The sequence below is a fragment of the Geobacillus sp. YHL genome (assembly GCF_022341265.1).
Taxonomy (GTDB): domain Bacteria; phylum Bacillota; class Bacilli; order Bacillales; family Anoxybacillaceae; genus Geobacillus; species Geobacillus thermoleovorans.
Genome location: NZ_JAEIGB010000024.1, coordinates 1 through 21,676, shown reverse-complemented (window position 1 = coordinate 21,676; position 21,676 = coordinate 1). Strand labels below are relative to the sequence as shown.

At 53.9% G+C, this 21,676-nt stretch carries 19 protein-coding genes, 5 tRNA genes and 1 rRNA gene; 6 read left to right on the top strand and 19 right to left on the bottom strand.

Annotated features, from left to right (window positions below; translation table 11 throughout):
• Positions 1 to 291: 291 nt before the first annotated feature.
• The 3 genes from JCR24_RS15310 to JCR24_RS15300 all read right to left on the bottom strand — a co-directional run bounded on the left by JCR24_RS15310 (position 292) and on the right by JCR24_RS15300 (position 2,613).
• On the bottom strand, positions 292 to 696 hold the full coding sequence (locus JCR24_RS15310; RefSeq protein ID WP_238980910.1) for a cytosolic protein: 405 nt from the start codon (positions 694 to 696) through the stop codon (positions 292 to 294).
• A gap of 13 nt (positions 697 to 709) precedes the next feature.
• Complete coding sequence (gene glsA / locus JCR24_RS15305; protein WP_238980927.1) at positions 710 to 1,636, bottom strand: glutaminase A; 927 nt, start codon at positions 1,634 to 1,636, stop codon at positions 710 to 712.
• Between the two features lie 401 nt (positions 1,637 to 2,037).
• Positions 2,038 to 2,613 (bottom strand): Uma2 family endonuclease, encoded by a 576-nt coding sequence (locus JCR24_RS15300; protein WP_069304364.1) that lies wholly within the window; start codon positions 2,611 to 2,613, stop codon positions 2,038 to 2,040.
• 146 nt (positions 2,614 to 2,759) lie between these two features.
• On the opposite strand from JCR24_RS15300, the gene JCR24_RS15295 reads away from it, so the two are divergent.
• Together JCR24_RS15295 and JCR24_RS15290 are read left to right on the top strand one after the other, a co-directional pair.
• The gene (locus JCR24_RS15295; RefSeq protein ID WP_015731726.1) at positions 2,760 to 3,221 is read left to right on the top strand and encodes a Uma2 family endonuclease; all 462 of its coding nucleotides are present in this window, start codon (positions 2,760 to 2,762) and stop codon (positions 3,219 to 3,221) included.
• A 367-nt stretch (positions 3,222 to 3,588) separates the two neighbouring features.
• A tRNA-Pro gene (locus JCR24_RS15290) sits at positions 3,589 to 3,662 on the top strand.
• 92 nt (positions 3,663 to 3,754) lie between these two features.
• Here JCR24_RS15290 and bioF read toward each other — a convergent pair.
• Positions 3,755 to 4,927, bottom strand: a complete 1,173-nt coding sequence (bioF, locus tag JCR24_RS15285; RefSeq protein ID WP_238980909.1) for an 8-amino-7-oxononanoate synthase — start codon at positions 4,925 to 4,927, stop codon at positions 3,755 to 3,757.
• A gap of 206 nt (positions 4,928 to 5,133) precedes the next feature.
• Here bioF and JCR24_RS15280 point away from each other — a divergent pair, with 206 nt between their 5' ends.
• The gene (locus JCR24_RS15280; RefSeq protein ID WP_011231614.1) at positions 5,134 to 5,316 is read left to right on the top strand and encodes a small acid-soluble spore protein H; all 183 of its coding nucleotides are present in this window, start codon (positions 5,134 to 5,136) and stop codon (positions 5,314 to 5,316) included.
• Between the two features lie 46 nt (positions 5,317 to 5,362).
• On the opposite strand, the gene JCR24_RS15275 is transcribed toward JCR24_RS15280, so the two are convergent.
• The 8 genes from JCR24_RS15275 to JCR24_RS15240 all read right to left on the bottom strand — a co-directional run bounded on the left by JCR24_RS15275 (position 5,363) and on the right by JCR24_RS15240 (position 12,045).
• Complete coding sequence (locus tag JCR24_RS15275; RefSeq protein ID WP_013524074.1) at positions 5,363 to 5,500, bottom strand: hypothetical protein; 138 nt, start codon at positions 5,498 to 5,500, stop codon at positions 5,363 to 5,365.
• Between the two features lie 92 nt (positions 5,501 to 5,592).
• Positions 5,593 to 5,961, bottom strand: coding sequence for a VOC family protein (locus JCR24_RS15270; protein ID WP_096225016.1), 369 nt, complete (start codon positions 5,959 to 5,961; stop codon positions 5,593 to 5,595).
• Positions 5,958 to 6,740, bottom strand: coding sequence for a YhfC family intramembrane metalloprotease (locus JCR24_RS15265; RefSeq protein WP_238980908.1), 783 nt, complete (start codon positions 6,738 to 6,740; stop codon positions 5,958 to 5,960). Before JCR24_RS15265 ends, JCR24_RS15270 begins: the two co-directional genes overlap by 4 nt.
• 24 nt (positions 6,741 to 6,764) lie before the next feature.
• On the bottom strand, positions 6,765 to 7,412 hold the full coding sequence (locus JCR24_RS15260; protein ID WP_015375227.1) for an SdpI family protein: 648 nt from the start codon (positions 7,410 to 7,412) through the stop codon (positions 6,765 to 6,767).
• Positions 7,399 to 7,683 carry an autorepressor SdpR family transcription factor gene (locus JCR24_RS15255; protein WP_015375228.1) on the bottom strand — a complete coding sequence of 95 codons (285 nt, stop codon included), beginning with the start codon at positions 7,681 to 7,683 and terminating at the stop codon, positions 7,399 to 7,401. The genes JCR24_RS15260 and JCR24_RS15255 overlap by 14 nt, the downstream gene beginning before the upstream one ends.
• A 331-nt stretch (positions 7,684 to 8,014) precedes the next feature.
• A complete protein-coding gene (locus tag JCR24_RS15250) occupies positions 8,015 to 9,562 on the bottom strand; it encodes an acyl-CoA carboxylase subunit beta (protein WP_069304367.1) in 1,548 nt (515 codons plus the stop codon).
• A 59-nt stretch (positions 9,563 to 9,621) separates the two neighbouring features.
• Positions 9,622 to 11,277, bottom strand: a complete 1,656-nt coding sequence (locus JCR24_RS15245; RefSeq protein ID WP_238980907.1) for a class I adenylate-forming enzyme family protein — start codon at positions 11,275 to 11,277, stop codon at positions 9,622 to 9,624.
• 252 nt (positions 11,278 to 11,529) lie between these two features.
• Positions 11,530 to 12,045 carry a DoxX family protein gene (locus JCR24_RS15240; protein WP_060788197.1) on the bottom strand — a complete coding sequence of 172 codons (516 nt, stop codon included), beginning with the start codon at positions 12,043 to 12,045 and terminating at the stop codon, positions 11,530 to 11,532.
• A gap of 181 nt (positions 12,046 to 12,226) precedes the next feature.
• Here JCR24_RS15240 and JCR24_RS15235 point away from each other — a divergent pair, with 181 nt between their 5' ends.
• Positions 12,227 to 12,727: a diguanylate cyclase gene (locus JCR24_RS15235; RefSeq protein ID WP_238980906.1), complete on the top strand. Its 501-nt coding sequence runs from the start codon at positions 12,227 to 12,229 to the stop codon at positions 12,725 to 12,727.
• A gap of 72 nt (positions 12,728 to 12,799) precedes the next feature.
• Positions 12,800 to 14,245 (top strand): 4-hydroxyphenylacetate 3-monooxygenase, oxygenase component, encoded by a 1,446-nt coding sequence (hpaB, locus tag JCR24_RS15230; RefSeq protein ID WP_238980905.1) that lies wholly within the window; start codon positions 12,800 to 12,802, stop codon positions 14,243 to 14,245.
• A gap of 56 nt (positions 14,246 to 14,301) precedes the next feature.
• Here the strand turns inward: hpaB and JCR24_RS15225 are convergent, their stop codons facing one another.
• Complete coding sequence (locus tag JCR24_RS15225; RefSeq protein WP_238980904.1) at positions 14,302 to 15,738, bottom strand: sodium/proline symporter; 1,437 nt, start codon at positions 15,736 to 15,738, stop codon at positions 14,302 to 14,304.
• 349 nt (positions 15,739 to 16,087) lie between these two features.
• On the opposite strand from JCR24_RS15225, the gene JCR24_RS15220 reads away from it, so the two are divergent.
• Positions 16,088 to 17,329, top strand: a complete 1,242-nt coding sequence (locus JCR24_RS15220) for an aminopeptidase (protein ID WP_069304369.1) — start codon at positions 16,088 to 16,090, stop codon at positions 17,327 to 17,329.
• 103 nt (positions 17,330 to 17,432) lie between these two features.
• Here JCR24_RS15220 and JCR24_RS15215 read toward each other — a convergent pair whose 3' ends face one another.
• The 6 genes from JCR24_RS15215 to JCR24_RS15190 form a co-directional block, all read right to left on the bottom strand.
• Complete coding sequence (locus JCR24_RS15215) at positions 17,433 to 20,246, bottom strand: tetratricopeptide repeat protein (protein ID WP_238980903.1); 2,814 nt, start codon at positions 20,244 to 20,246, stop codon at positions 17,433 to 17,435.
• Positions 20,247 to 20,940: 694 nt separating this feature from the next.
• Positions 20,941 to 21,017 (bottom strand) — tRNA-Arg (locus JCR24_RS15210).
• A gap of 177 nt (positions 21,018 to 21,194) precedes the next feature.
• Positions 21,195 to 21,265 (bottom strand) — tRNA-Gly (locus JCR24_RS15205).
• Positions 21,266 to 21,367: 102 nt separating this feature from the next.
• A tRNA-Arg gene (locus JCR24_RS15200) sits at positions 21,368 to 21,441 on the bottom strand.
• 10 nt (positions 21,442 to 21,451) lie between these two features.
• Positions 21,452 to 21,523, bottom strand: a tRNA-Gly gene (locus JCR24_RS15195).
• Positions 21,524 to 21,579: 56 nt separating this feature from the next.
• Positions 21,580 to 21,676, bottom strand: a 23S ribosomal RNA gene (locus JCR24_RS15190); the annotation flags it as partial.

Sequence of the window (21,676 nt, the reverse complement as noted above, 5' to 3'; positions counted from 1 at the left end):
TTGTAATCGATTACATAAAAATGGACGAACCATCCTCGTTTTCGCCTATTCTGTTCTTTTCTGGCCAAAGCCGAAAAGGGGACACTGTCTATCCGTTTCTCCTTTCAATGAAGACAACTTGTCTATCATCATCGCGCCCCTTATCCGCTTTGTCGTCTTCCTTTCACAAACTCCGTTATGTAATCGATTACAAAACCATCTTACATCGCCGTAAAATCGTTCGTCAAGCCCCTAAATTCTTTTTTTGTCTTATAAACAAAGAACCCCAAGCCGTTTGGCTTGGGATATGCCTCACACCTCCACCGTCTTCCCTTCCTCGACGATATGATAAAGCAAATGGGCTAAATGGTGAATCGGGCCGTATTCCTCTTCGCCGTCTTCCGTCATTTCTTCTTCTTCCGCGAATTCGAGGTCGTTTAAGTAGAGCGCCATAAACTCATAAAAGTCTTTCAGCTCAAAGCTGTAGCACGCGCTCGGATCTTCGTTGTCCTCCTCGTACTGAAGCATTAAGTAAGATACCTTGCCTTCGTTGTCCTCGGCGTCAAAAAAGACGAAATAGCCGATGTTCGTGTCAAGGTCAAACAGATGCCGCGTCCCGCCTTCGGTCGCCTTGTCAAAATCCTCTTGGCTCAACTTGCCGACGTTCATCGCTTCGACGTCGTCTTCGCGGTGAAACTGGACCGTAAATGTTTTCATCGTGATTTCCTCCTTAGAAAATGCTTAATGAATACGTTTTTGACAGCCGCTCGAGCAGTTTCACCCCGGTCAAGCTGTTCCCTTTGTCGTCAAGCGCCGGGCCGAAAATGCCGATGCCGCACCGCCCGGGCACGGCGGCGAGAATGCCGCCGGAGACGCCGCTTTTTGCCGGAATGCCGACCTTGATGGCAAATTCACCCGACGCATTGTACATGCCGCACGTGACCATGAACGTTTTGCAAATGCGGGCGACATCCAACGGCATGAGCGGCTCACTCGAATGCGGATCGCGGCCGTCAAGCGCGAACACCAAGCCGATGCGCGCCAGGTCGATGCACGTCATTTCGATGGCGCACTGTTTCGTGTACAAATCCATCAGCTCTTCGACATCTTCGTCAATCATCCCGTGCTGCTTGAGAAAATAGCAAAGCGAACGATTTAAAAACGCTGTTTCAAATTCGGAGCGGGCCACTTCGTCGGAGTACGAAATGCGTTCGTTGCCAGCGAGACGGCGGACGAACGCTAACAGCCGTTCCAGCCGTTCGGACACCGAGCCGCCTTGAATCATCGACGTGACGACAAGCGCGCCGGCGTTAATCATCGGATTCAGCGGCTTGGCAGGCTTTTCCTCTAATTTGGCAATGGAATGAAACGGATAATCCGTCGGCTCCATGCCGACTTTATGGAACACCTCATCCTCGCCCCGGTCGATGAGCACAAGGGCGAGCGCAATAATTTTGGAAATGCTTTGCAGCGTCACTTTCACCGTCACATCCCCGGCGCTTACCACCTCGTCATCCGGCGTGTAAATGGCGATCGACAGCTCATTCGGGTTCGCCTTGCCTAAGGCGGGGATGTAGTCAGCCACTTTTCCGTAGCGGGCGTACTGTTTCGCTTCTTCGACAAAGCGGACCAATTGTTCTTGACTGTACACAGGCATCACCGATCGTTAGTATCGCCTGTTTTTTCCTTTTCTATGCCCAAACGATTCAAACAGCGACAGTTTCAGACAGGGGACGCTTTGCCCTCAGCGGACCGCCGGCAAAAAACCGCCCCACTCCCCTCAAGTCTGCAGCCTATATAGATGCAACGAAATCGTTTAACATATCCTTGGCGGAAAAGTGGCTCATCCATTTTTGACTGTCGAAGGCAAGCCATAGGCTTGCCTCCGTCACGCTAAGGCGTGACGGAAGACCGAACAACGACTCGCTTCCAGACCCATTCATGGGTCTGGAAGCGGGTGTTGTTCGGTCACTCGACATTCGGATGAAATGACCGGTAAAAACGAAAAATGTTAAAGCTTTAAATTGCATCTATATAGGCCTGCTGCAACTGTTTTTCTTATTCTTCTTCAGGAAACACGTTTTTTAATTCGATCGCAAATCCGGGAAACATGCGAACAGGAATCGTATCATCGCGGACGTACATTCCTTGATGGCGGAATCTCCCTTCTTCCAGCACATAGACATCAATCGTCTCATTCATCGGATCGACAATCCAATATTCTTTCACCCCTGCCCGCTCGTAACGGTGAAATTTGACGATTTTATCCTTGCGCACCGTCGATTTTGAAATAATCTCCACAACGAGATCCGGCACGCCAACAATTCGTTTTTCGCGAATTTTGCTTTTGTCGCAGACAACGACAAGATCTGGCTCAATCCATTCGCGAATTTGTTCCGGATCATCCCGATCCGCCAAACAAACATCGATCGGAGCGCCAAATACGGTGCATGTTTTTCCACGCAAATAGGCCGCAAATTCCACCAGCAATTCACGCTGCACAGCCTGATGTTTCGGCGTTGGAGCGGGAGACATGTTGAAGACTTGGCCGTCAATGACCTCATAGCGTACATCTTCGTCAAGCATCATATATTGCGCATAAGTAAACGGCTGCCCTTTTTCCGGCGCTGGCATGAAAACGGCCTCCTTTCCTCTTTTCTTTTTAGTATACTTGAATACCGCCTGGCAACCTAGCGTTTTCTTTTTCTCAACAACCCGTTGTAGGCAAGGGAGACCGGTTTCAAGTATAATGAAAAAGAAATGAAAAAGAGGTGAGGAGCATGCAAGAAGCCATCAACATGTCCCCGTCCCCGTCATGGGAACATCAAATCGTTTGCGACAATCTTGTTTCCATGATCAAAGGAAAAAGCCCATGTCAACCGATTTCAAACTTGTCCGTGAAACTCGAAAAGAACGGAAAAGTGATGAACGAGTTTATCCAGCCGGATGTCGCTGTCTATTGCGAACGGCCTGAAAAAATCATCGGCGGCTATAAGGGGCGGCCGCTCATTGTCATCGAAGTTGTCAGCCCGTCAACCTACAAAATCGATGTGACGCTGAAAAAAGATTTGTACTGCGCCTACGGAGTGGAAGAATACTGGATCGTTGACCCATACAACAAAACGATCCGTCAGTGCACACTCGAACATGATCGATACGCCGAGACGATCATCGCCTGCGGAGAAACGTTCGATTCTGTGATCGGAACGATTGACACCGCGCTCGTTTTCCAAGGCGTGTAGAAGACGGGGAAAACCATTCTTTTCGGCCTATCGGCGGTTTTTGTGGCGGAAGTCGAGTCGATTTTGCAAAGTTCCTCAACTTAAAAAGAGTCTCTGCTGAACAACTCGTTTCCAATCACGAGTTCTTTAGCGGGACATCTTGCATGCTTTGTCGTATAATCAATGGCGAATTCTCTGTCGCAAAAGCAGGGGCGGACAGACAGAGGAAGATACGTTCAAAGGAGCATGAAAACAGAAAAAAACAGACTTGTCAGCAACAAGGATGCCGCTAGTCTTTCAACGGCATCCTTTTCCAACTCAACGCAAAATTCGCCATTGATTTTGTCCTGCTTTTCTTGTATAATCGGAAATGTCTCACCATCCATTTCGGGATGTAGCTCAGCTTGGTAGAGCACACGCATGGGGTGCGTGGGGTCGCAGGTTCAAATCCTGTCATCCCGATCGAAGGAAACCAGCCGAAAAAACGTTCGGCTGGTTTTTTGTTTTTCTTCCCCCGCGTTCCATCAGTTCCATCATTATGATGCTGTTTCCTCCTACGAAATCAGTCCAATCCGCTTCCCCGCCAAAGCGATGCAGTCAACGGCCATATCAATGTCTTCTTCCGTCATCGCGGCGGTGATGGAAAAGCGAATGCGCGCTGTCCCCTCAGGGACGGTCGGCGGCCGGATGGCGACGGCCGCGATGCCAGCTTCTTGCAGCTGCTCGCTCATGGCCACGGCCCGGTCGTTCGGACCGACGATCACGGGAACGATCGGCGTCTCGCTGCCGCCTGTGTCAAACCCAAGCCGCTTCAGCTTGGTGCGGAATCTTTCGCTTAGGGCGTGCAGCCGCTCGCGCCGCTTTGGCTCAGCTTGGACAATATGAATGGCAGCCTCATTGGCGGCAAGGACCGATGGCGGCAAGGCGGTTGTAAAAATCAAGCTGCGGGCGCTGTTGATCAAATAGTCGACCAGCCACGGCTCTCCCGTTACATACGCGCCGAAGCTGCCAAGCGCTTTGCTGAAGGTGCCGATGGCGATCACATCCTCTTCCTTCTCAAGCCCGAAATGGTGAAGCAGCCCTTCACCGTTCGGTCCGAACACGCCGCCGCTGTGCGCTTCGTCAACGAGCAAAACGGCACGGTAACGCCGCTTCAACTCAACCAGCTCCTCGAGTGGCGCCATATCGCCGTCCATGCTGAAGACGGCATCGGTGACGATCCATTTCCGCTTCGCGGGCGGAGATTGCTTCAACAATGATTCCAACTGATCGATGTCATTATGTCGATAGCGGAAACAGGCGGCTTTGCTCAAGCGGATGCCATCAATTAAACTCGCATGGTTCAACTTATCGCTAAAGACAAGATCATCTCGGCCAATTAAAGCTGTCAACACGCCGATGTTGGCCGTGTAGCCGCTGTTGAAAATAAGAGCCGCCTCTGCTTTTTTCCACTGTTTCAACGCGGCTTCCGCCCGCTCATAGAGCGGATGATTGCCGACGACGAGCCGCGACGCGCCCGCTCCGGCCCCATATGCCCTCATCGCCTCGCAGCCCGCTTCGATGAGCCGCCTATCATCCGCCAACCCTAAATAATTATTGGACGCTAAATTCAACATCGGCTTTCCGTTCAGGATGACCGTAGCGCCTGAAGCCTCTGCCCGGCGCAGCTGGCGTTTTTGCGCTTTTTGTTCCCATTCGTGCAGTTTGACGGTCAGTTCGGTTTTCATCCCTATCCCCCTTGTATGTAAACTGTTTATAAAAAATAGTTTACATTAAAACCCGCAACTCGGCTAGGAAAAGATGATCGGTTTTGTTAATTGATTATTTAGCACATTGTTTTGGAAATTATTCTTTTCCACCCTCGACCGCATGCATAGTTCAATCGCAGACATGTCATACTATACGTGTTATCAGCAAAAAGGAGGTGTTGGAAATGGATGTCCGTCGGGCGCAAGAAATCGCGTCGTCGCCGGTGATGGCAAACGTCACGTACAACGGCCAGCGCATTTACATTGAGCATGTCGACCAGCAAAAAGGCGTAGCAACGATCCACCCGCTTGACAACCCAAATCAAAAGCAAAGCGTGCCGGTCGCAAGCTTAGAGGAGCATTCGTAACGAAAAAAGCGAGAGAAAGGACGCGTCCTTTCTCCCGCTTTTTGATTTAATCGGCCGTCAGCTCTTCCCGCTGCTTGTAGGCCTCTTGCACCGTTTGTTCCTTCATCGCTGTCCGGCCTGCCGTCCGTGTGTCGGCGGCGCGGGCCGGATGCCCGGCGCGTTGGTTGTCCGGTTTCCGTTTCATCGCCCTCCCCTCCTTCATCCCTAGCATGCCCCGAATGAGACGGGTTTACGATAGCGAAGGGGAAAGAGAGCATTCTCGCCTCAAACACTATTTTACCTTATTTTTTCCAACAGCTCGATCCGGTTGCGGAACGGATCGCGAAACGAAAACCGCTTCACCCCTGGGATCGGTTTTTCGTCTTGCGTCGCGACGCCGTGCTCTTCCAAATAACGGCGCGCCGCTTCCACATCTTCCACTTCAAAGGCTGGGTGGCTTTTGCTGTTGTAGCCGTCGCGGTTTTCTGCTCCGATATGGAGCTCGATATCGCCGACTTTGTACCAAAGTCCACCGTTTCCTTTCAGCGATTCCGGCTTTTCGATTTCTTGAAAACCAAGCACACCGGTGTAAAAGGCGCGCGCTTCGTCTTCGGCGCCAAACGGAATGCAAATTTGCACATGGTCAAGCCGTTTTACACGAATCATCGTTCCTCTCCCCCCTGTCCGAATGCCGGTTTGATCCGGCGGATGAACGAAACTGCAGCAACCGCCCAAATGAGCAGCACTCCCTCGACCACCCAAATGTTTTTGACCACTTTCGCTTGATAAAGCGCAGGCAAGACGTCCATCGCCGCGTGAAGCAAAATCGCGTACAGGACATAACGGAACTGCCGCTGGCGCACGCCAAGCAAAACGAGGAGCGACAGCGCCACGTGCACTGTAAGCGCAAACAGCCGTTCCAAGCCGCCCAACACGTACATCGCAAACGGCGTGTGCAACACTTGCTCCTTGATCAGCTCCGCCTGTCCTGCCGGAAGCGATGGGGCGATCGTTTTGTCGAATGATCCGGATTGAATCAGGCTCGCAAGCACGATGACGTTGACTGCGCCAACCACCCCGAGCAATACCGCTTCCGTCCCGCCGTGCCCAAGCCCGAATGATAAACCATCGCCATATCCGCGATGTTGCTTTAGCAGCCAACGGAACCCGACATAGCGGCCAAGTTCTTCAAACACGCCAGCGGCGAGCGCGGCGTACAGGACAAAGAGCCAAACGCTGTCTGTTCCTTTTAACGCTGGCCGGCCCGGTTCGAGCACAGCGATGTGCAGCGCTTTTTCCAATACTTGTGAGAAAACGAGAAACACAACAGCCCCGACGCCGAGCGCTTTCCATGAAAGCCATCCTTTTTTTCTCCCGTACCATGCGAGACCAACAGGAACAAGCAGTGAAATGGCAAGCTGCACCGCCGCACCGATCATTCCCACGTCCCTCTCCCCCCTGCCGCTTATTTATGAACGGTTGCGCTGTTCTTGCTGCTCATAAAGAAACGATTGAACGATGAGATACAAATTGCCGACAACGATGATGACGAGAAACAAAACAGCCCTCATCTCTCCGCGCCAAAACGCGGTGAGCATCGACAAAATCCCCATCGCGATAAACACCTTGCCGCCAAGGCGGTGCGTTTTGTTCCAAACGGCCTCGCTTTCCAACGTCCACGGCGTGCGGATGCCGATAAAATAATTCGGTTTGATTTTCGGCATGTAGTTTCCCAACACGATGAACAGCACTCCGACACCAATCGGCACAAGCCGTCCAACATCGACCGGAACTCCGAGATTGTACGCCAATGTTGCGATATGCAGGAGCAAGAAAAAGAAGGCGAGCGCCGCGTTGACAATGCGATAGCTTTTTTGAAAACGGCCGTAACTTTCTTTTTTCGGGTCAAACTTCGGCAACACTCCCATCAACATGATGAGAAGTGTCATCAATAAGGGGGGAAGGAAGGCACCCAACCATTTGTTGCTGAAGCCGTCGGCTTCACCCGCTGCGTTCCAGTGAATGGCCACTTGATCCGGCAAATAAGGAATGGCAGCCAGACTGATGACATAGGCGAAAACTGTAAGCATGATCGCAAGCCGATTACTCTTCCACATGTTTCTCTCCCCTTTCGACAAAATCGTAAAACCAGCGCAGCAAATCTTGAAACACCGTCGTGTTCAGAGAGTAGTAGATATGCTGTCCCTCACGCCGGTCTTGCACCAAATCAGCCTGTTTGAGAATTTTCAAGTGATGCGAGACGCTCGGTTTTTGCATATCAAAATGCGAAGCGATCTCCCCTGCTGTCAACTCCCCGTTCCGCAACAAGGATAAAATTTTCCGGCGCGTCGGGTCGGCGATCGCTTTAAACGCTTCGTTGAATGACAATGGCGATCCCACCCTGCAAACGAGTTTTCGTTGGATGAACCGCTGAGGGGCATCTTTCGTTTATCACAGCTTCGTACGCGGCACATGCAAACGATTTTTCATGCCGGTCTATAGTTAGACATTTAGGAAATTATCTAAATACGGACAAAAACATTCGATATTTAGACATCTTTCTAATTAAAGAATATTCCATTTCCATTGGATTGTCAATGTATTTTTCGACTTTTCACCTCTCACATGCGGCATCCGACCGCTGCCCCTCGATGAAAGAGAAACAGCCCAGCGCCACCCCCTCCGCCACTGGCGGAGGGGGATTCCCCATTAACTTCCATTAAACCCCCGTCGGCCAAGCGGCGAGCAGCCGCTCGCTTTTTTCGCGCTTCGATGTCAGCAAATATTCAAGTGTCTGGCAAAGGAATTTCCGCGTCTTTGCTGGATGGATGACGTCATCGATCAAATGTTTGCGCGCCGCTCCATACGGCGAGCTGTCAAACGACCACTGCTTGAGCAGCTCCTGACGCCGCTCGTGCGGGTGGTCGGCGCGTTCAAGTTCGCGGCCGTATACGACGTTGACGCCGACTTCCGGACCGGTGAAATTGATTTCCGCGCTCGGCCAAGCGACAACAACATCCGCTCCCATCCCCGGCCCGCACATATTGCCGTACGCCGCCCCGATGCTTTTGCGGATGACAACCGAAATTTTCGGGACGGTTGATAGAGCAAGCGCCTGATTCCACACCATAATTTTCGTTGCCATTTTCGCTTTTTCCGCCTCGACGCTGATGCGGAAGCCAGGCGTATCGTGCAAAAAGATGAGCGGAATATGGTACGAGTCGCACAGGCAAATGAATTCCGTCGCCTTTTGGCATTCCTGCGGTCCGGGCGCTCCTGCGTATTGGTTGGGCTGATTGGCGATGATGCCGACGACATGGCCGTTTAAATGCGCCAAAGCGGCGATCAGCGCTTTGCCGAATGATTTCTGATACTCAAAATAATCGCCGTCATCGACAAGACAGGCGATGATTCGCCGCATATCATAGACGCGGCTTCGTCTGTCCGGCAAAATCGAAAACACTTCCTCCACCATCCGGTATGGATCATCGTCCGTCTTCCGCAGCGGCGGCCGCTCGTTCGCGTTTTGCGGCATGTATGAAAAAAATCGTTTCAGCTGCCCGATGCATTCCTCCTCTGTCTCGCCATCGGCGTCAATCTGTCCGGTGTATTGATGGTGGATGTCGACGCCGCCGAGCTCTTCCGGCGCGACGCGCTGCCCGTTGGCCAACTCAAGCATGCGCGGTCCAGCGATCGCCATGCACGTCCCCTTCAGCTGCGTGACAAAGTCGCAGCTGACCGCCGTCCATGTCGGCCCGCCGTAGCTGTCCCCCAAAATTGCCGCCATCGTCGGCACTTGCCGGTGGTGGGTGAGCAGCTCGCGAGGAAACAATTTGTCGCTGATCCCGTCCGAGCCCATCCCATCCGGCATGCGCAACCCGCCGCCTTCATGGAGAAAAAACATCGGCAAGCCGTTTCTGACAGCCAACGCATGCATTTGCCGCGACTTGCGCAAATGAACGCTCCCCTCCGTTCCCGCGAGCACCGTTTTATCCCCGGCGATGATGACCGCCGAGCGGCCATTCACTTTGCCGATGCCGGCGACAAGCCCGTCTCCGTACGTCGTTTCTTCCAAGCCGGGCTGGTCGGATGTGTTCAGCTGTCCGAACTCGATAAACGTTTCGGCATCGACAAGCAGGTCGATCCGCTCTCTAGCCGTCAGCAGCCCTTTCTCGTGCTGCTTGGCGATTTTCTCCTCGCCGCCGCCCAGCGCAGCGCGCGCCTTTTTCGCCATCAGTTCGTCTGTTAATTGCCGCAAATTCTCCATCGTGATCCCCCTTTTCCAGAAAAAGGCGGGGCGGCCCGCGCCAAAACCCCGCCGCGATGTTATTCCCTCGGAAGCAGCTTTCGCAATACTTTGCCTGACGGCGTCGCCGGCAGTTCATCGATGAACTCGATATAGCGCGGATATTTGAACGCCGCCATATGCGCTTTCGCCCATTCGATCAACTCAGACGGCGCCACCTTTCCTTTGTGCGAATCATGAAGCACGACAAACGCTTTCGGCACTTCCCCTTTCATCGGGTCAGGCACGCCGATGACCGCACATTGCTTGACGGCCGGATGTTCGTTCAACAGCGCCTCGACGTCTTCCGGAAAGACGCTGTAGCCGGACACTTTGATCATTTCTTTCAACCGCCCTTGGAAATACAAATAGCCGTCTTCATCAACATACCCGATATCGCCCGTGTACACCCACCCGTCTTTCAGCGTCTCGTTCGTCGCGTCATCGCGCCGGAAGTAGCCTTTAAAGACACCTGGATTTTTGACGACAATTTCCCCCGACTGCCCAGGCCCAAGCTCCCGTTTCGTTTCCGGGTCGATGATGCGAATGTCCGTCTCATATGTCGGGATGCCGCACGATCCAAATTTCACACGGTCATCCGGCATAAACGTGTCGCACGTATGCGTCTCGCTCAACCCGTAGGCGGCTTCGTACAACAGGCAGCCGCCGGTCGCTTCCGCCCACCGCTCGGCAAGGTCTTTCGTCACCGGCAGACCGAAGCTGGTGGCCAAATTGCGCTTTAAACTTGACACATCAGCCGAAGTCGTAGGCAGCACTTGCAATATAGCAGCGTTCATCGGCGCGATGCTGTACCAGGCGGTCACCTTGTACGTTTCGATGGCCTTGATCGTCGCCAACGGGTCAAAGCGGGTGAACAGCACGCACGGGTGGCCGGTATACACCGGGGTATTCAACCCCATCACCATCCCGGCAATATGGCAAAGCGGCGAATGGGCCATCAGCACTTCCGCTTTTTCCGTCAGCCGGTTCGCCTGCGCGGATGCAGCCGTCTTAAACAGCGCGTTGCCGTATGTCAGCATCGCTCCTTTCGGCCGTCCGGTCGTCCCTGAGGTAAAAATGATCAGCCCGACATCGTTCCATAAGTCAATAGGGGCGGCTTCATCAAACGGCAAATAAGCGGCGATGATGGCGGCGAACTCATCCACGCCTTCACACGCCTGCTTCGGTTGCAGCACCTCCTCGCAAAGTGGGATCTCTCCAGATGGATCAGGGTACTCGCCGTAATGGCACGATACGGTAAACGACAACGGCGCTGTTTGTTGTTCCGCTTGTCGAACGCGCGGCACTCCTTCCTCTCCGGCGATGATGCCGGCAAGCGGCACTTCAGCGAAAAAATAGGCGAGCTCGGATTCGCGGTACATCGGGTTGAGCGGGACGACAATGCCGCCGAGCTGCTGAACGGCAAAGTGAGCGATGATGTATTGCGGGCAGTTTTGCATGTACAAAGCGACATAGCTTCCTTTCCCCACCCCTTTTTCCCGCAAATAGCGGGCAAAACGGTGAACGTGATCGAGCAAGGTTCCCCACGTGATCACCTTGTTATAGAAAATGTACGCCGGCTCGTTTTCCTCGCGTTCGCCGCGATGGCGCAAATAGCCATAGAGCGGCTGTTCGCCGAGCTCATAGCGGAGTTCCTTCGGCAGCCCGCTCGGCCAGTATGGGCGTGTTTCATTCATTCGTTTCACCATCCCTTATAAAAAATACTGAACGGTTAGTATGTTACCTTGCAGAAAACGCTTTCAAATACTTGTTCATGTCTCCTGCTTCATCCATATGCATATCATTTCGCCGTCATTCGCCAAATTCCTTTCTCGAACAGCCAATCATTTTATCCGACGCGGCAAACGACCACCCCCTTCCACGTTGGAGAAGGAGCGGCCGTTCGGAAAAGGAGGAAGCCTGAAGCAGCGCATGCGGCTTGGTGACGGTCATTGATGCGCTGCGGCCGGTCGGTGTGGACGATGCGTTTTATCCCTCCACCAGTGGCGGAGATATGGCAGCACCCAATGATCCAAGCCGTATCGTCCCGCATTGGCCCCGGCGACGAGGAGAAAGACGGTAAGAAGCACCATTTGCGGGTTCGTGCTCGTCGTGCCTGAGAACATGAAGGCGAAGTTCATAACAGCTCCCATGAGGGCGGCAAACGTCGTAAACAATCCGAGAATGAGCGCGATCCCGACGAGAAATTCACCCCATGGCACAAGAACGTTGAACAATCCGACATTCGGCAACGCCACGTGTTCGATAAACGCCGCCCACCAGCTTTGCACGGCCGGATGTTCCCCAGCGGCTTTCGCCAACGCTCCTTTTAAAAATCCGGTGGCGTCAAACCCTTGCGTGATTTTCCCCCATCCCGCCATTACCCACTCATACCCTAAATACAACCGGAACACCATCATCAACCACGACGCTGTGACGTGCTCGCGCAACCATTTGACAACCATCGTATTTCTCCCCTTTCGTTTTAGAAAATGTTCTTTACACTTTTATCTTAATCGTTTTTTTCGTCTGGCGGAGCATATTTGCTCACCATTTCACAATATATTCAAAAAGTTATGGTGGAATTATGACTACGAGATCCATTCACAATATTAAGCATTAGGTCTTTATCCATAGGAAAACGGATTGACCGGCATCGCCAACCGCCGTTCATTCGATGAGCGCCTCGCCAGCGAGTGGGAACGCACAAAGCGGCAGAAAGCGCCGTTTGCCGTCATGATGGTCGACATCGATGCGTTCAAACGGTTCAACGACACGTACGGCCATCAATGCGGGGACGACTGTTTGCGCAAAGTTGCCTTGTCGCTTGAACAAACAGCCAAGCAATACGGCGGGACGGCAGCGCGCTATGGGGGTGAGGAATTTGCCGTCATTTTGCCGCACACTTCGCCGTCCGAAGCAGCGGCTGCCGCTGAGGCGGTGCGGGCAAACGTCGAACGGCTCGCCATTCCGCACGATTCCTCCCCTGCTGCTTGTGTTGTTACGGTCAGCGTCGGAGCCGCCGTCGCCGTCCCACAGCCAAATGAAGGCGCGGAGTCCCTTCTTTCCCTTGCCAATCAGGCGCTTTATCGGGCCAAGCAAAACGGGCGCAACCGGACGGAAGTAGCCTGTTTCGTCCGTGAATGAATCCCTCCCCTTTTTCCTAGGCGCGCATACAATGGTCATAAACGGCTTTTACGGAAAAAGGGGATGGAAACTATGGCCATTATTAACGGAACCCAATATATCGAGCGCATTGACCATCTTCGGTCCAATGTATGGATCAACGGCGAGCGGGTCGTGGGAAAGTTGTCGGAGCACCCGGCCTTCGCCGGCGCGATCCGAAGCCAGGCGCGTCTATACGATGCCCAGCACGACCCAACGAAGCAGCCGGTGCTGACATTCCACACATCAACGGGGGAACTGGCCGGCGCATCGTTTTTGCGGCCGATGACAAAAGAAGATCTCGAACACCGGCGCTTGGCGTTTCAGGAATGGGCACGCCTGACCGCCGGGATGATGGGGCGCTCTCCTGATTACATGAATACCGCGGTGATGGCACTTGCCTCTGCGGCTGACTTTTTTGGACAGCAGCACCCGTCCTATGCCGAGCATATCGAGCGTCTATATGAGCGGGCGGTCGCCAATGACTTGTCCTTTACCCATACGTTCGTCAATCCGCAAGTGAACCGCTCCCTCGGCTATATGGAAGAAGACGGCGGGCCGATCGCCGCCAAAGTCGTCCGTGAAACAGCGGACGGACTCCTCATCAAAGGCGCCCGCCTGCTCGCCACCCAAGGCGGCATGACCGATGAACTGCTCGTTTTGCCGGCCGGCGGGACGCTTCTTGGCGATGAATACATGTACGCCTTTTCCATCCCGAGCAATACGCCGGGGCTGAAGTTCGTTTGCCGGCCGCCGTTGGCTGCAGGAACTTCGTCGTTTGACGCCCCTCTTGGCTCGCGCTTTGATGAAATCGATGCCATGGTCGTATTCGATGAAGTGCTTGTGCCCTGGGACCGGGTATTTTTCTACAAAAACGCCTGGCTTGCCAAAGAACTGGATGAGGAAACCCACCTGTCCATTATGCTGCTGCATCAAGTGTTGGCGCGGCGCATTGTCAAAACCGAGTTTTTCCTTGGGGCGGTGGAACTGCTTAGCGAGGCGATCCAAATCGGCGGGTACCAGCATGTGCAGGAAAAAATCGGAGAAATCGCCGCTGCTTTGGAGGCGCTCAGGGGAATGCTCCTTGCCTCGGAACTCCATGCCAAACCAGACCGGCGCGGCACAATGGTGCCGGACGCCGCCCCGCTTTACGTTGCTGCCTTTTTATACCAGCGCCTGTATCCACGCTTTGCCGACATCATTCAACTGCTTGGCGCCAGCGGGCTTGTCTGCCTGCCGACGGAAGCGGACTTTTCTTCCCCGCTCCGTCCAGATTTGGATCGGTACTTGCAAGCGGCGACGCTTCCCGCCGAACAACGGGTGCGGCTGTTCCGCTTCGCCTGGGATATGGCGATGAGCGCCTTCGGGACGCGGCAAACGCTGTATGAGCGGTTTTTCTTCGGCGATCCGGCTCGGTTTGCAACGACGTTCTACCACCGGTACGACCGAGAGGCATGCGCCGAGATCGTGCGTCAGTTTTTGGACAGCGAACAGCCATGACGGCGATGCCTCCCCCTGACGCGCGGGGGAGGCATCCGTATCAGCCGCGTGGCAGGCTACTTCGTCCGTTGCCGGTCAGGGAACAACAGGCTAAACAGCACCCCGGCCGCCAGCGCAATGGCAAATGTCGTAAACCGCGAGCTAACGATGGCCTCAAGCGGAGAAGAAATCCAAATGACCGTGCTGACAAAACCGGCCACAATCGTTGCGATGACGCCGACGCCGGAATACCGCTTCCAGAAGAAAGAGAGCAAAATCGCCGGCGACAACGTGCAGCCGATCCCTGCCCATGCCCAACTGACAATGAAATACACAAGCGACTCAGATGTCATCGCCAGCACCAAGCCAAGCAGCCCGGCGATGACCACCACCGCGCGGGAAAGCGCGACAAGCTGTTTTTCCGACAGGCGAAGGCGCAGCGAGCGGCGGACAATATCTTCGCTGATGGAGCTCGTGATCACGAGCAGCTGCGAATCGGCCGTTGTCACGATGGCGGCCAAAATACCCGACAAAAGCACTCCCGCGAGCCACGGCGGCAGCAAGTCGAGCGCCATGTGCGGCAACACCGTTTCAACATCGGCGAAAGATTGATTTTGATAAAGCGCAATCGCCGCCAGACCAATCAAAAACGCGCCACCATACGCCAACAGCGTCCAAACGATGGCGACCGTCTTCGCCGTTTTCGCCTCACGGGCGTCTTTTAGAGCCATAAAGCGGACGCTCAGCTGCGGCTGGCCGCCTAGATAGCCGAAAAACCAGGCAAAATTGTTAAACAACAATAGCCCAAGCGCAACACCGGTCACTCCCCCCGTCCATGAGTCGAGCCCTGGTTTCGCGTGATGGAGCGCTTCACTGATCGACAACCCGCCGCTATAAATTTCCACGAGCGCCACAATGGGCAAAATGACGAGCGTGGCCAACATGAGCACACTTTGAATCATATCCGTCCAGACGACGCTGACAAATCCGCCGGTGTACGACAAAAGGATGACAATCACCGCGCTGATGACCATGCCAAGCTTCGGATCGATATGAAACACGGCAAACAACGTCTTGCCCGCTCCCGCAATTTGCGCGCTGAAGTAAAACATCATAAAGCTAAAAATAAGGACGGTCGAAAGCCATAAAATCGTTTGCCCGTGGGCGCCGAACCGCTTGGCTAAATAGCCGGGCAAGGTCAGCGCTCCATGTCGCTCTGCCTCTTGGCGGAAACGGTCCGCCAAAAAGAGCCAGGCGCACACAATGCCGATGACAATGCCGACGGCCACCCAAATGGCAGAAAGGCCGCTTGCAAACACAAAACCCGTGTAGCCAAGCAGCAGCCATGCCGATTCGCCTGTCGCCCGCTCGGAAAACGCGAGCGCCCAACCGGGAAGTTTTTTTCCACCAAGCAAAAAGTCGGAATGGCTCATCTCCTTTTTCCCATACCAATAGCCAAGCGCCGCCATCACAAGACAATACAGCACGAGTTCCGCCAAGATGATGCCATTCATCGCTGTTCCTCCCTGTTTGGTATGGTTTTGCACAGGCGCACACCTGATCTGTCAGTCCGTCCCTCTCTTTTTGCTCCGCCATCCCACCCCCTTTTCATAAAAATGGCACTATCATCAGGCTGCGACGATAGTGCCGGTGACAACGACAGTTGGTGGTCTTCACCATGGAACCTTCTTTACTCTTTACATATGTGTCAACCCATCCTATTATTCCAATATGAGGCGCGTCCTACATCGGAACGTTTCGCTCTCGTCCGGACAGCATCCACATGTAAAGCTCCCTAAGTTGCGAGGCGGCGGGAATTATAATAAAGTGGAGATGAGTCAGTCCAAAAAAGGAGTGAGGAAGATGAACCGTTGGGAGAAGGAATTGGACAAATACGCCGAACTGGCGGTGAAAGTCGGGGTGAACATTCAGCCCGGGCAGACGCTGTTCGTCAACGCCCCGCTCGAGGCGGCGCCGCTCGTCCGCAAAATCGCCAAAACGGCGTACGAAACCGGGGCAAAGCATGTGTATGTCGAGTGGAACGACGAGGCGCTTACATACATTAAATTTCACCACGCCCCAGAGGAAGCGTTTTCCGAATATCCGATGTGGCGGGCAAGAGCGATGGAAGAACTCGCCGAACAAGGCGCTGCCTTTTTATCCATTTACGCCCCGAATCCGGACTTGTTAAAAGACGTCGATCCAAAGCGGATCGCGACCGCCAATAAAACAGCGGCGCAAGCGCTCGCCAACTATCGGAGCGCCATTATGGCCGACCGGAACTGCTGGTCGCTCATTTCCGTCCCCACACCGGCGTGGGCGCAAAAAGTATTTGGCGATCTGCGCGATGAAGAAGCCATCGACAAATTATGGGAAGCGATTTTCCGCATCACCCGCATCGATCATGACGATCCGATCGCTGCCTGGCGCGAACATAACGACCGGCTCGCCCGCATCGTCGATTACTTAAACAACAAGCAATACAAACAACTCGTTTATGAAGCGCCCGGCACCAATCTCACAGTCGAGCTCGTCGACGGGCACGTCTGGCACGGCGGCGCGGCGACGAGTCAAAGCGGCGTGCGCTTCAATCCCAACATCCCGACCGAAGAAGTATTTACCATGCCGCATAAAGACGGCGTCAACGGCACGGTGCGCAACACGAAGCCGCTCAATTACAACGGCAACGTGATCGATCGGTTTACGCTCACGTTCAAAGACGGTCAAGTCGTCGACTTCAGCGCCGAACAAGGATATGAGACGCTTAAGCACTTGCTTGACACCGATGACGGGGCGCGCCGCCTCGGGGAAGTCGCCCTCGTGCCGCACCAATCGCCGGTGTCGCTGTCCAATCTCATTTTTTACAACACGCTGTTTGACGAAAACGCCGCTTGCCATTTGGCGCTCGGCAAGGCGTATCCGACCAATATCGAGAACGGCGCTTCATTGTCCAAAGACGAACTCGACCGTCGCGGCGTCAACGACAGCCTCGTCCACGTCGACTTTATGATCGGCTCAGCTGATCTGAACATTGACGGCGTGACGAAAGACGGGAAGCGAGAGCCGATTTTCCGCAGCGGCAACTGGGCATTCGAACTGGCGTAATCGGTTTCGCCAGCTCTAAACAATAAGGCTGCGCCAAACGAGCGGCCAGACCCGACCGTTGGCGCAGCCTTATTCCGTTCAAGCACGGTTTTGCACGGAACCATTAGACCGAACGGATTGGTTTGTTTTCGTCCTGCAGCAAGTGCACAGCGGCAGATGCCGCCTGCGCCAGCTGCTCGCATTGCCGCAAACGAATGCCAAAGAGCACGAGCGGGTCGCGGTACGCCTCAGGGTTTTTGCGCATATGTTTGAGCTCGCCTTCCTGGGCAGCGATCTCCAGCTCCAGCCGTTTCAACGTTTCATCGAGCGCCGTCAATGGCGCATGGAAAAATTGAGTGACATCACGCTCAAGCGATTTGGCAAACCATTCAAACGGCAGCAACAACTGCTGGATGATCGCCTCCACCACCTCAGCGTAATCTTGCGTCTGGATCAACTGCTTATACTTTTGCGCCAGCATCGCCTTGTTTTGCGCAAAGGCACCGAGCAGTTTGCCCGCCCCTTTCAACAGCAGCTGGCTTGGCGTTCTCCGCAAGAAAACGTTCACCTTGTCTATTTGCACCCCGCTGATCAACCGATCCGTATCGCGCCGCCAATCGGCGAGAAGGCGAAAATCGCATTCGAGCTTGAGCCGTTCCTGGCCGAACATGGCGTTAAACCCTTCGCCCATTTCATGCAAAAACACCTGGCATTCGTTGAATTCGTCTTCCGTCGCTGCAATCCACTGTTCCATAGCAACTCGCAGCTTTGGCAACACCTCTTCGTTGAGATAAGCGCGAAGCCGTTCATTCGCTTTGTCGTTCAGCTCAAGAGGCAGGCGGGAAAAATCGCTGTCTTCGCTCACAAGATCCGCCATGTTGCGCAACAGATCGGGAATCGCCGTCAACAGCTCACCCCGCATGTCCGCCAAGACGGTGTGGAACGACTTTGCCGTTTTGGCCGTTTTCTCCTCTTGCAGGTCGCCAAGCTGATGAATGGCGCCGCTCAGTTTGGCCGCCATTTCTTTTTTCCATACGACCAGCTCCGCCAGTCGACTTTCCGCCTCGGCTCGCTGCCGGAACAAATGAGCGATGAACTGGCGGATCGTCGTTAAAATTGCTTCCTCGCGGCGGACAGGGGACACGCATCGGCGCATCTCCTCCAGCAAGCCGATGAGGGCTTGCTGCTGCTTGCGGTTTGGCGCATGCGGGGAATAGACGATGACACGGGCTTCCGGAACGATCGTACGAACGTGCGCTTCCACTTCCTCCACCATTCGCGCCGTCTCCTCTTCATCCACCATCCCGTCGCCCGGAGGAAGCAGCACGTACATCGGCGCATGCGGCGCCCGCTCATGAAGCCGCAGCAACAGCTGCTCATCAGCGCTGGAAAGCGGATCCTCGCCGTTCAGAAGAAAAAGAACGCTGTCAGCGAGCGAAAACGATACGAACGCTTCATGGTCGAATGAAGCGCGCCCGCCGAGCGGCCCGATATCCAGCAAGACAATCCCTTGCGGCACGAGTGAGAACGGAGCCGCACATTCAATGACAACATCATCAGGAAATCGGTTGGCGCGTCCTCCCGCCGCCTGTTGAAATTCATCAATGCTCGAAAAAACGGTAAACTGGTCGTCGCTGATTTTCGCGACTTCCATCTCCCCGCCGTTTCTCCACGCAAGCACCGGCGCAGATGGCGCCGCCAACGCTGCCTCGCCGACCAACGTCCGCAAAAACGCCAACCGCTCATGGCGCGACGCCCCAGCGACCAAAACGAAATGCGTCCGCGAATCAGACAGCTGCCGCACGAACCAGCGGAAGCGGAAATGCGAGCCCGCCCGCTGCTCTTCCGCCCAATCGGCAATTTCTTCAAATAGCGACACACCCGCTTCCCCAGCTTGCCGTTTCGCATGGACGAGCCGCTTAGCGGCGTCGTTGACCGTCTCTTCTTCAAACGCCTCAGGAAATTTCTCACTCCACGCCAACAAGGCAGCCGCGGCCACCGCTGTCTCCGGACCGTCGGCTAAACTCACCCAGCTTTTGACAAGCGGTGGCACCACTTCCACCAACTCTTTCAATCGGTACGGACCTTTCATCAATCCTGCATAGGCTTCCCCTAAAAGGCCAGGAATTCGCTTCCAGTCGTAGTCGCGGCCGATCGACAACTCATCATAGAGGCGATTCCACTCCGCGAGCCACGAAAAATAGAGGTCACCATCCCGATAACCGTTCCATAGCGCCTGCACAAGCCGTTCAAACTTCACCCGATCCGTTTCGTACAACAGCGCCAGGCAGCGTGAAAACCGCGCAGGCGCCATCGTTCGCGCATGTCCTTGTTCCACATAACCGGTCAAGATGTCCGCCCAGCGGCGCGCCGACGTCCGCACCGCCTCTCCTAAAGCAAGCTCGACGGCGCTTTCCCAATCACCTTGCTCCTCGAAAAAGGCGCGCGCCCATTCGGTCATGTTCGGATAATCCGGATACAACGTCACACCGCGCTTAATCATATCATCCGCTTTCGCGTTTTCCCCCAACTCACGGTAGAGCGAAAACAGGCGCAAAATGATTTCCGCATGCAACGTTTCGCTTTCCGTCTCAATCGAACGGTACAGCTCCTCGGCCAGCTCGAGCCGTCCAAGCTCATAGTAGCTGTCGGCGATATTTTTTTGCGCCCACGGGCGCAAATCGTCGTGATGGACTTGTTCCCATTTAAAGATCGCCGCTTCGTAGTCGCGGCGGTGGAAATACACTTCCCCTTGGGCAAAGCGAATCGACGACAAATCAGCGCCATCCCGATGCGCCGTGAAAAAAATATCGCCAAGCGCGCTGACAACGTCGCGTTCCCCCGCCTCGACGAGCGTCTCGTAAAATGTTTTATGAACAAGTTGCTGTTCAAACCCCATGTCGATCACCTGACTCGTATATTTGCCATGCATGTTCATTGTATGGCACGTTTTATGATTTTATTTCTATCCTATACATTTTAACAAACTTTCGCCGAAAGGAACGTTTCAATTTGTTTTCATTTGCAAGACAAAACACAGCTGTTCCATTAACGAGAAAATGCTTCTGCGATCGCAGTAAGCGTGCGATGCCAAAAGAGAGAAAGGTCGGCAAGCCCGGCCCAGACAAATAGAGGTTCTATTGCGTACGGAAGAAAAAAATCTCCCATCACAATTCAGCTAAACCGCGATAGGAGATTGATTTCCGTGCGATTTCGCCGTATATGTTTAATCAAAAAACGAAAGTCTCCTATCACAGCGCCCTCTGATCCGGCGCTCGCAATAGGAGACTTTTTTTCACGCTACTTCGTGCGTTCCTTCCGTATGTAAATGGCGTCCCAGGAGAGACTCGAACTCCCGACCGACGGCTTAGGGCCGCTGCCCCTTCCTCTACAAGCCGATTCGAAGAAGCCCGATGCGTCGGGGCAACTCGCAGTTGTTTCAAAGAAGCTATTGCTCGTTGCTCTATCCTGCTGAGCTACTGGGACATCATCGACAGAACACTCCAATATTCCCACTGTCGGCTCTTATAACCAAATAAAAAATTCCCCTCTCGCACATGGAATCAATCTTCTTTCCTGGCGATCGGAGAACTTCGTTCCAGCGCCTTTTGCGCGTTCTTTTTGTATGGAAATGGCGTCCCAGGAGAGACTCGAACTCCCGACCGACGGCTTAGAAGGCCGCTGCTCTATCCTACTGAGCTACTGGGACATAGCAATCATGATGACACTCTCATTATTCCGCTGTCCCTTCCTCTACAAGCCTACTCAAGGAAGCTTGGTGCGTCGGGACAACTCGTAGCCATTTCAAAGATGACTTTGCTCGTTGCTCTATCCTGCTGAGCTGCTGGAACAATATCCATACGATATTCACGATAAAATAAAGGAAAGCGGGTGATGGGAATCGAACCCACGACTTCAGCTTGGGAAGCTGAGGTTTTACCATTAAACTACACCCGCATGATCAATATCATTAGGACTTGTCTTAGAAACGACTGCAATAAAAATATAATCGCTAATTGTTTTTTTTGTCAATATCTTTTTTTGAAGTTAGTTAATAAACGCGCTCGAGAGGATTCGAACCCCTAACCTTCTGATCCGTAGTCAGATGCTCTATCCAATTGAGCTACGAGCGCATGATGGAAAAGCGGAAGACGGGACTCGAACCCGCGACCCCCACCTTGGCAAGGTGGTGTTCTACCACTGAACTACTTCCGCATCATGAGAAGAATTCATTCCTTCAAAACTAGATAACCGTCGGAAGAAGCCGCTTATAGGTCAAGCCCTCGATCGATTAGTATCCGTCAGCTCCACGTGTCGCCACGCTTCCACCTCGGACCTATCGACCTCGTCATCTTCGAGGGATCTTAC

Bases quoted from the DNA above. Each gene is read 5' to 3' on its own strand.
- JCR24_RS15310 (WP_238980910.1), bottom strand. From the start codon at position 696: ATGAAAACATTTACGGTCCAGTTTCACCGCGAAGACGACGTCGAAGCG.
- glsA (WP_238980927.1), bottom strand. From the start codon at position 1,636: ATGCCTGTGTACAGTCAAGAACAATTGGTCCGCTTTGTCGAAGAAGCG.
- JCR24_RS15300 (WP_069304364.1), bottom strand. From the start codon at position 2,613: ATGCCAGCGCCGGAAAAAGGGCAGCCGTTTACTTATGCGCAATATATG.
- JCR24_RS15295 (WP_015731726.1), top strand. From the start codon at position 2,760: ATGCAAGAAGCCATCAACATGTCCCCGTCCCCGTCATGGGAACATCAA.
- bioF (WP_238980909.1), bottom strand. From the start codon at position 4,927: ATGAAAACCGAACTGACCGTCAAACTGCACGAATGGGAACAAAAAGCG.
- JCR24_RS15280 (WP_011231614.1), top strand. From the start codon at position 5,134: ATGGATGTCCGTCGGGCGCAAGAAATCGCGTCGTCGCCGGTGATGGCA.
- JCR24_RS15275 (WP_013524074.1), bottom strand. From the start codon at position 5,500: ATGAAACGGAAACCGGACAACCAACGCGCCGGGCATCCGGCCCGCGCC.
- JCR24_RS15270 (WP_096225016.1), bottom strand. From the start codon at position 5,961: ATGATTCGTGTAAAACGGCTTGACCATGTGCAAATTTGCATTCCGTTT.
- JCR24_RS15260 (WP_015375227.1), bottom strand. From the start codon at position 7,412: ATGTGGAAGAGTAATCGGCTTGCGATCATGCTTACAGTTTTCGCCTAT.
- JCR24_RS15250 (WP_069304367.1), bottom strand. From the start codon at position 9,562: ATGGAGAATTTGCGGCAATTAACAGACGAACTGATGGCGAAAAAGGCG.
- JCR24_RS15245 (WP_238980907.1), bottom strand. From the start codon at position 11,277: ATGAATGAAACACGCCCATACTGGCCGAGCGGGCTGCCGAAGGAACTC.
- JCR24_RS15240 (WP_060788197.1), bottom strand. From the start codon at position 12,045: ATGGTTGTCAAATGGTTGCGCGAGCACGTCACAGCGTCGTGGTTGATG.
- hpaB (WP_238980905.1), top strand. From the start codon at position 12,800: ATGGCCATTATTAACGGAACCCAATATATCGAGCGCATTGACCATCTT.
- JCR24_RS15225 (WP_238980904.1), bottom strand. From the start codon at position 15,738: ATGAATGGCATCATCTTGGCGGAACTCGTGCTGTATTGTCTTGTGATG.
- JCR24_RS15220 (WP_069304369.1), top strand. From the start codon at position 16,088: ATGAACCGTTGGGAGAAGGAATTGGACAAATACGCCGAACTGGCGGTG.
- JCR24_RS15215 (WP_238980903.1), bottom strand. From the start codon at position 20,246: ATGAACATGCATGGCAAATATACGAGTCAGGTGATCGACATGGGGTTT.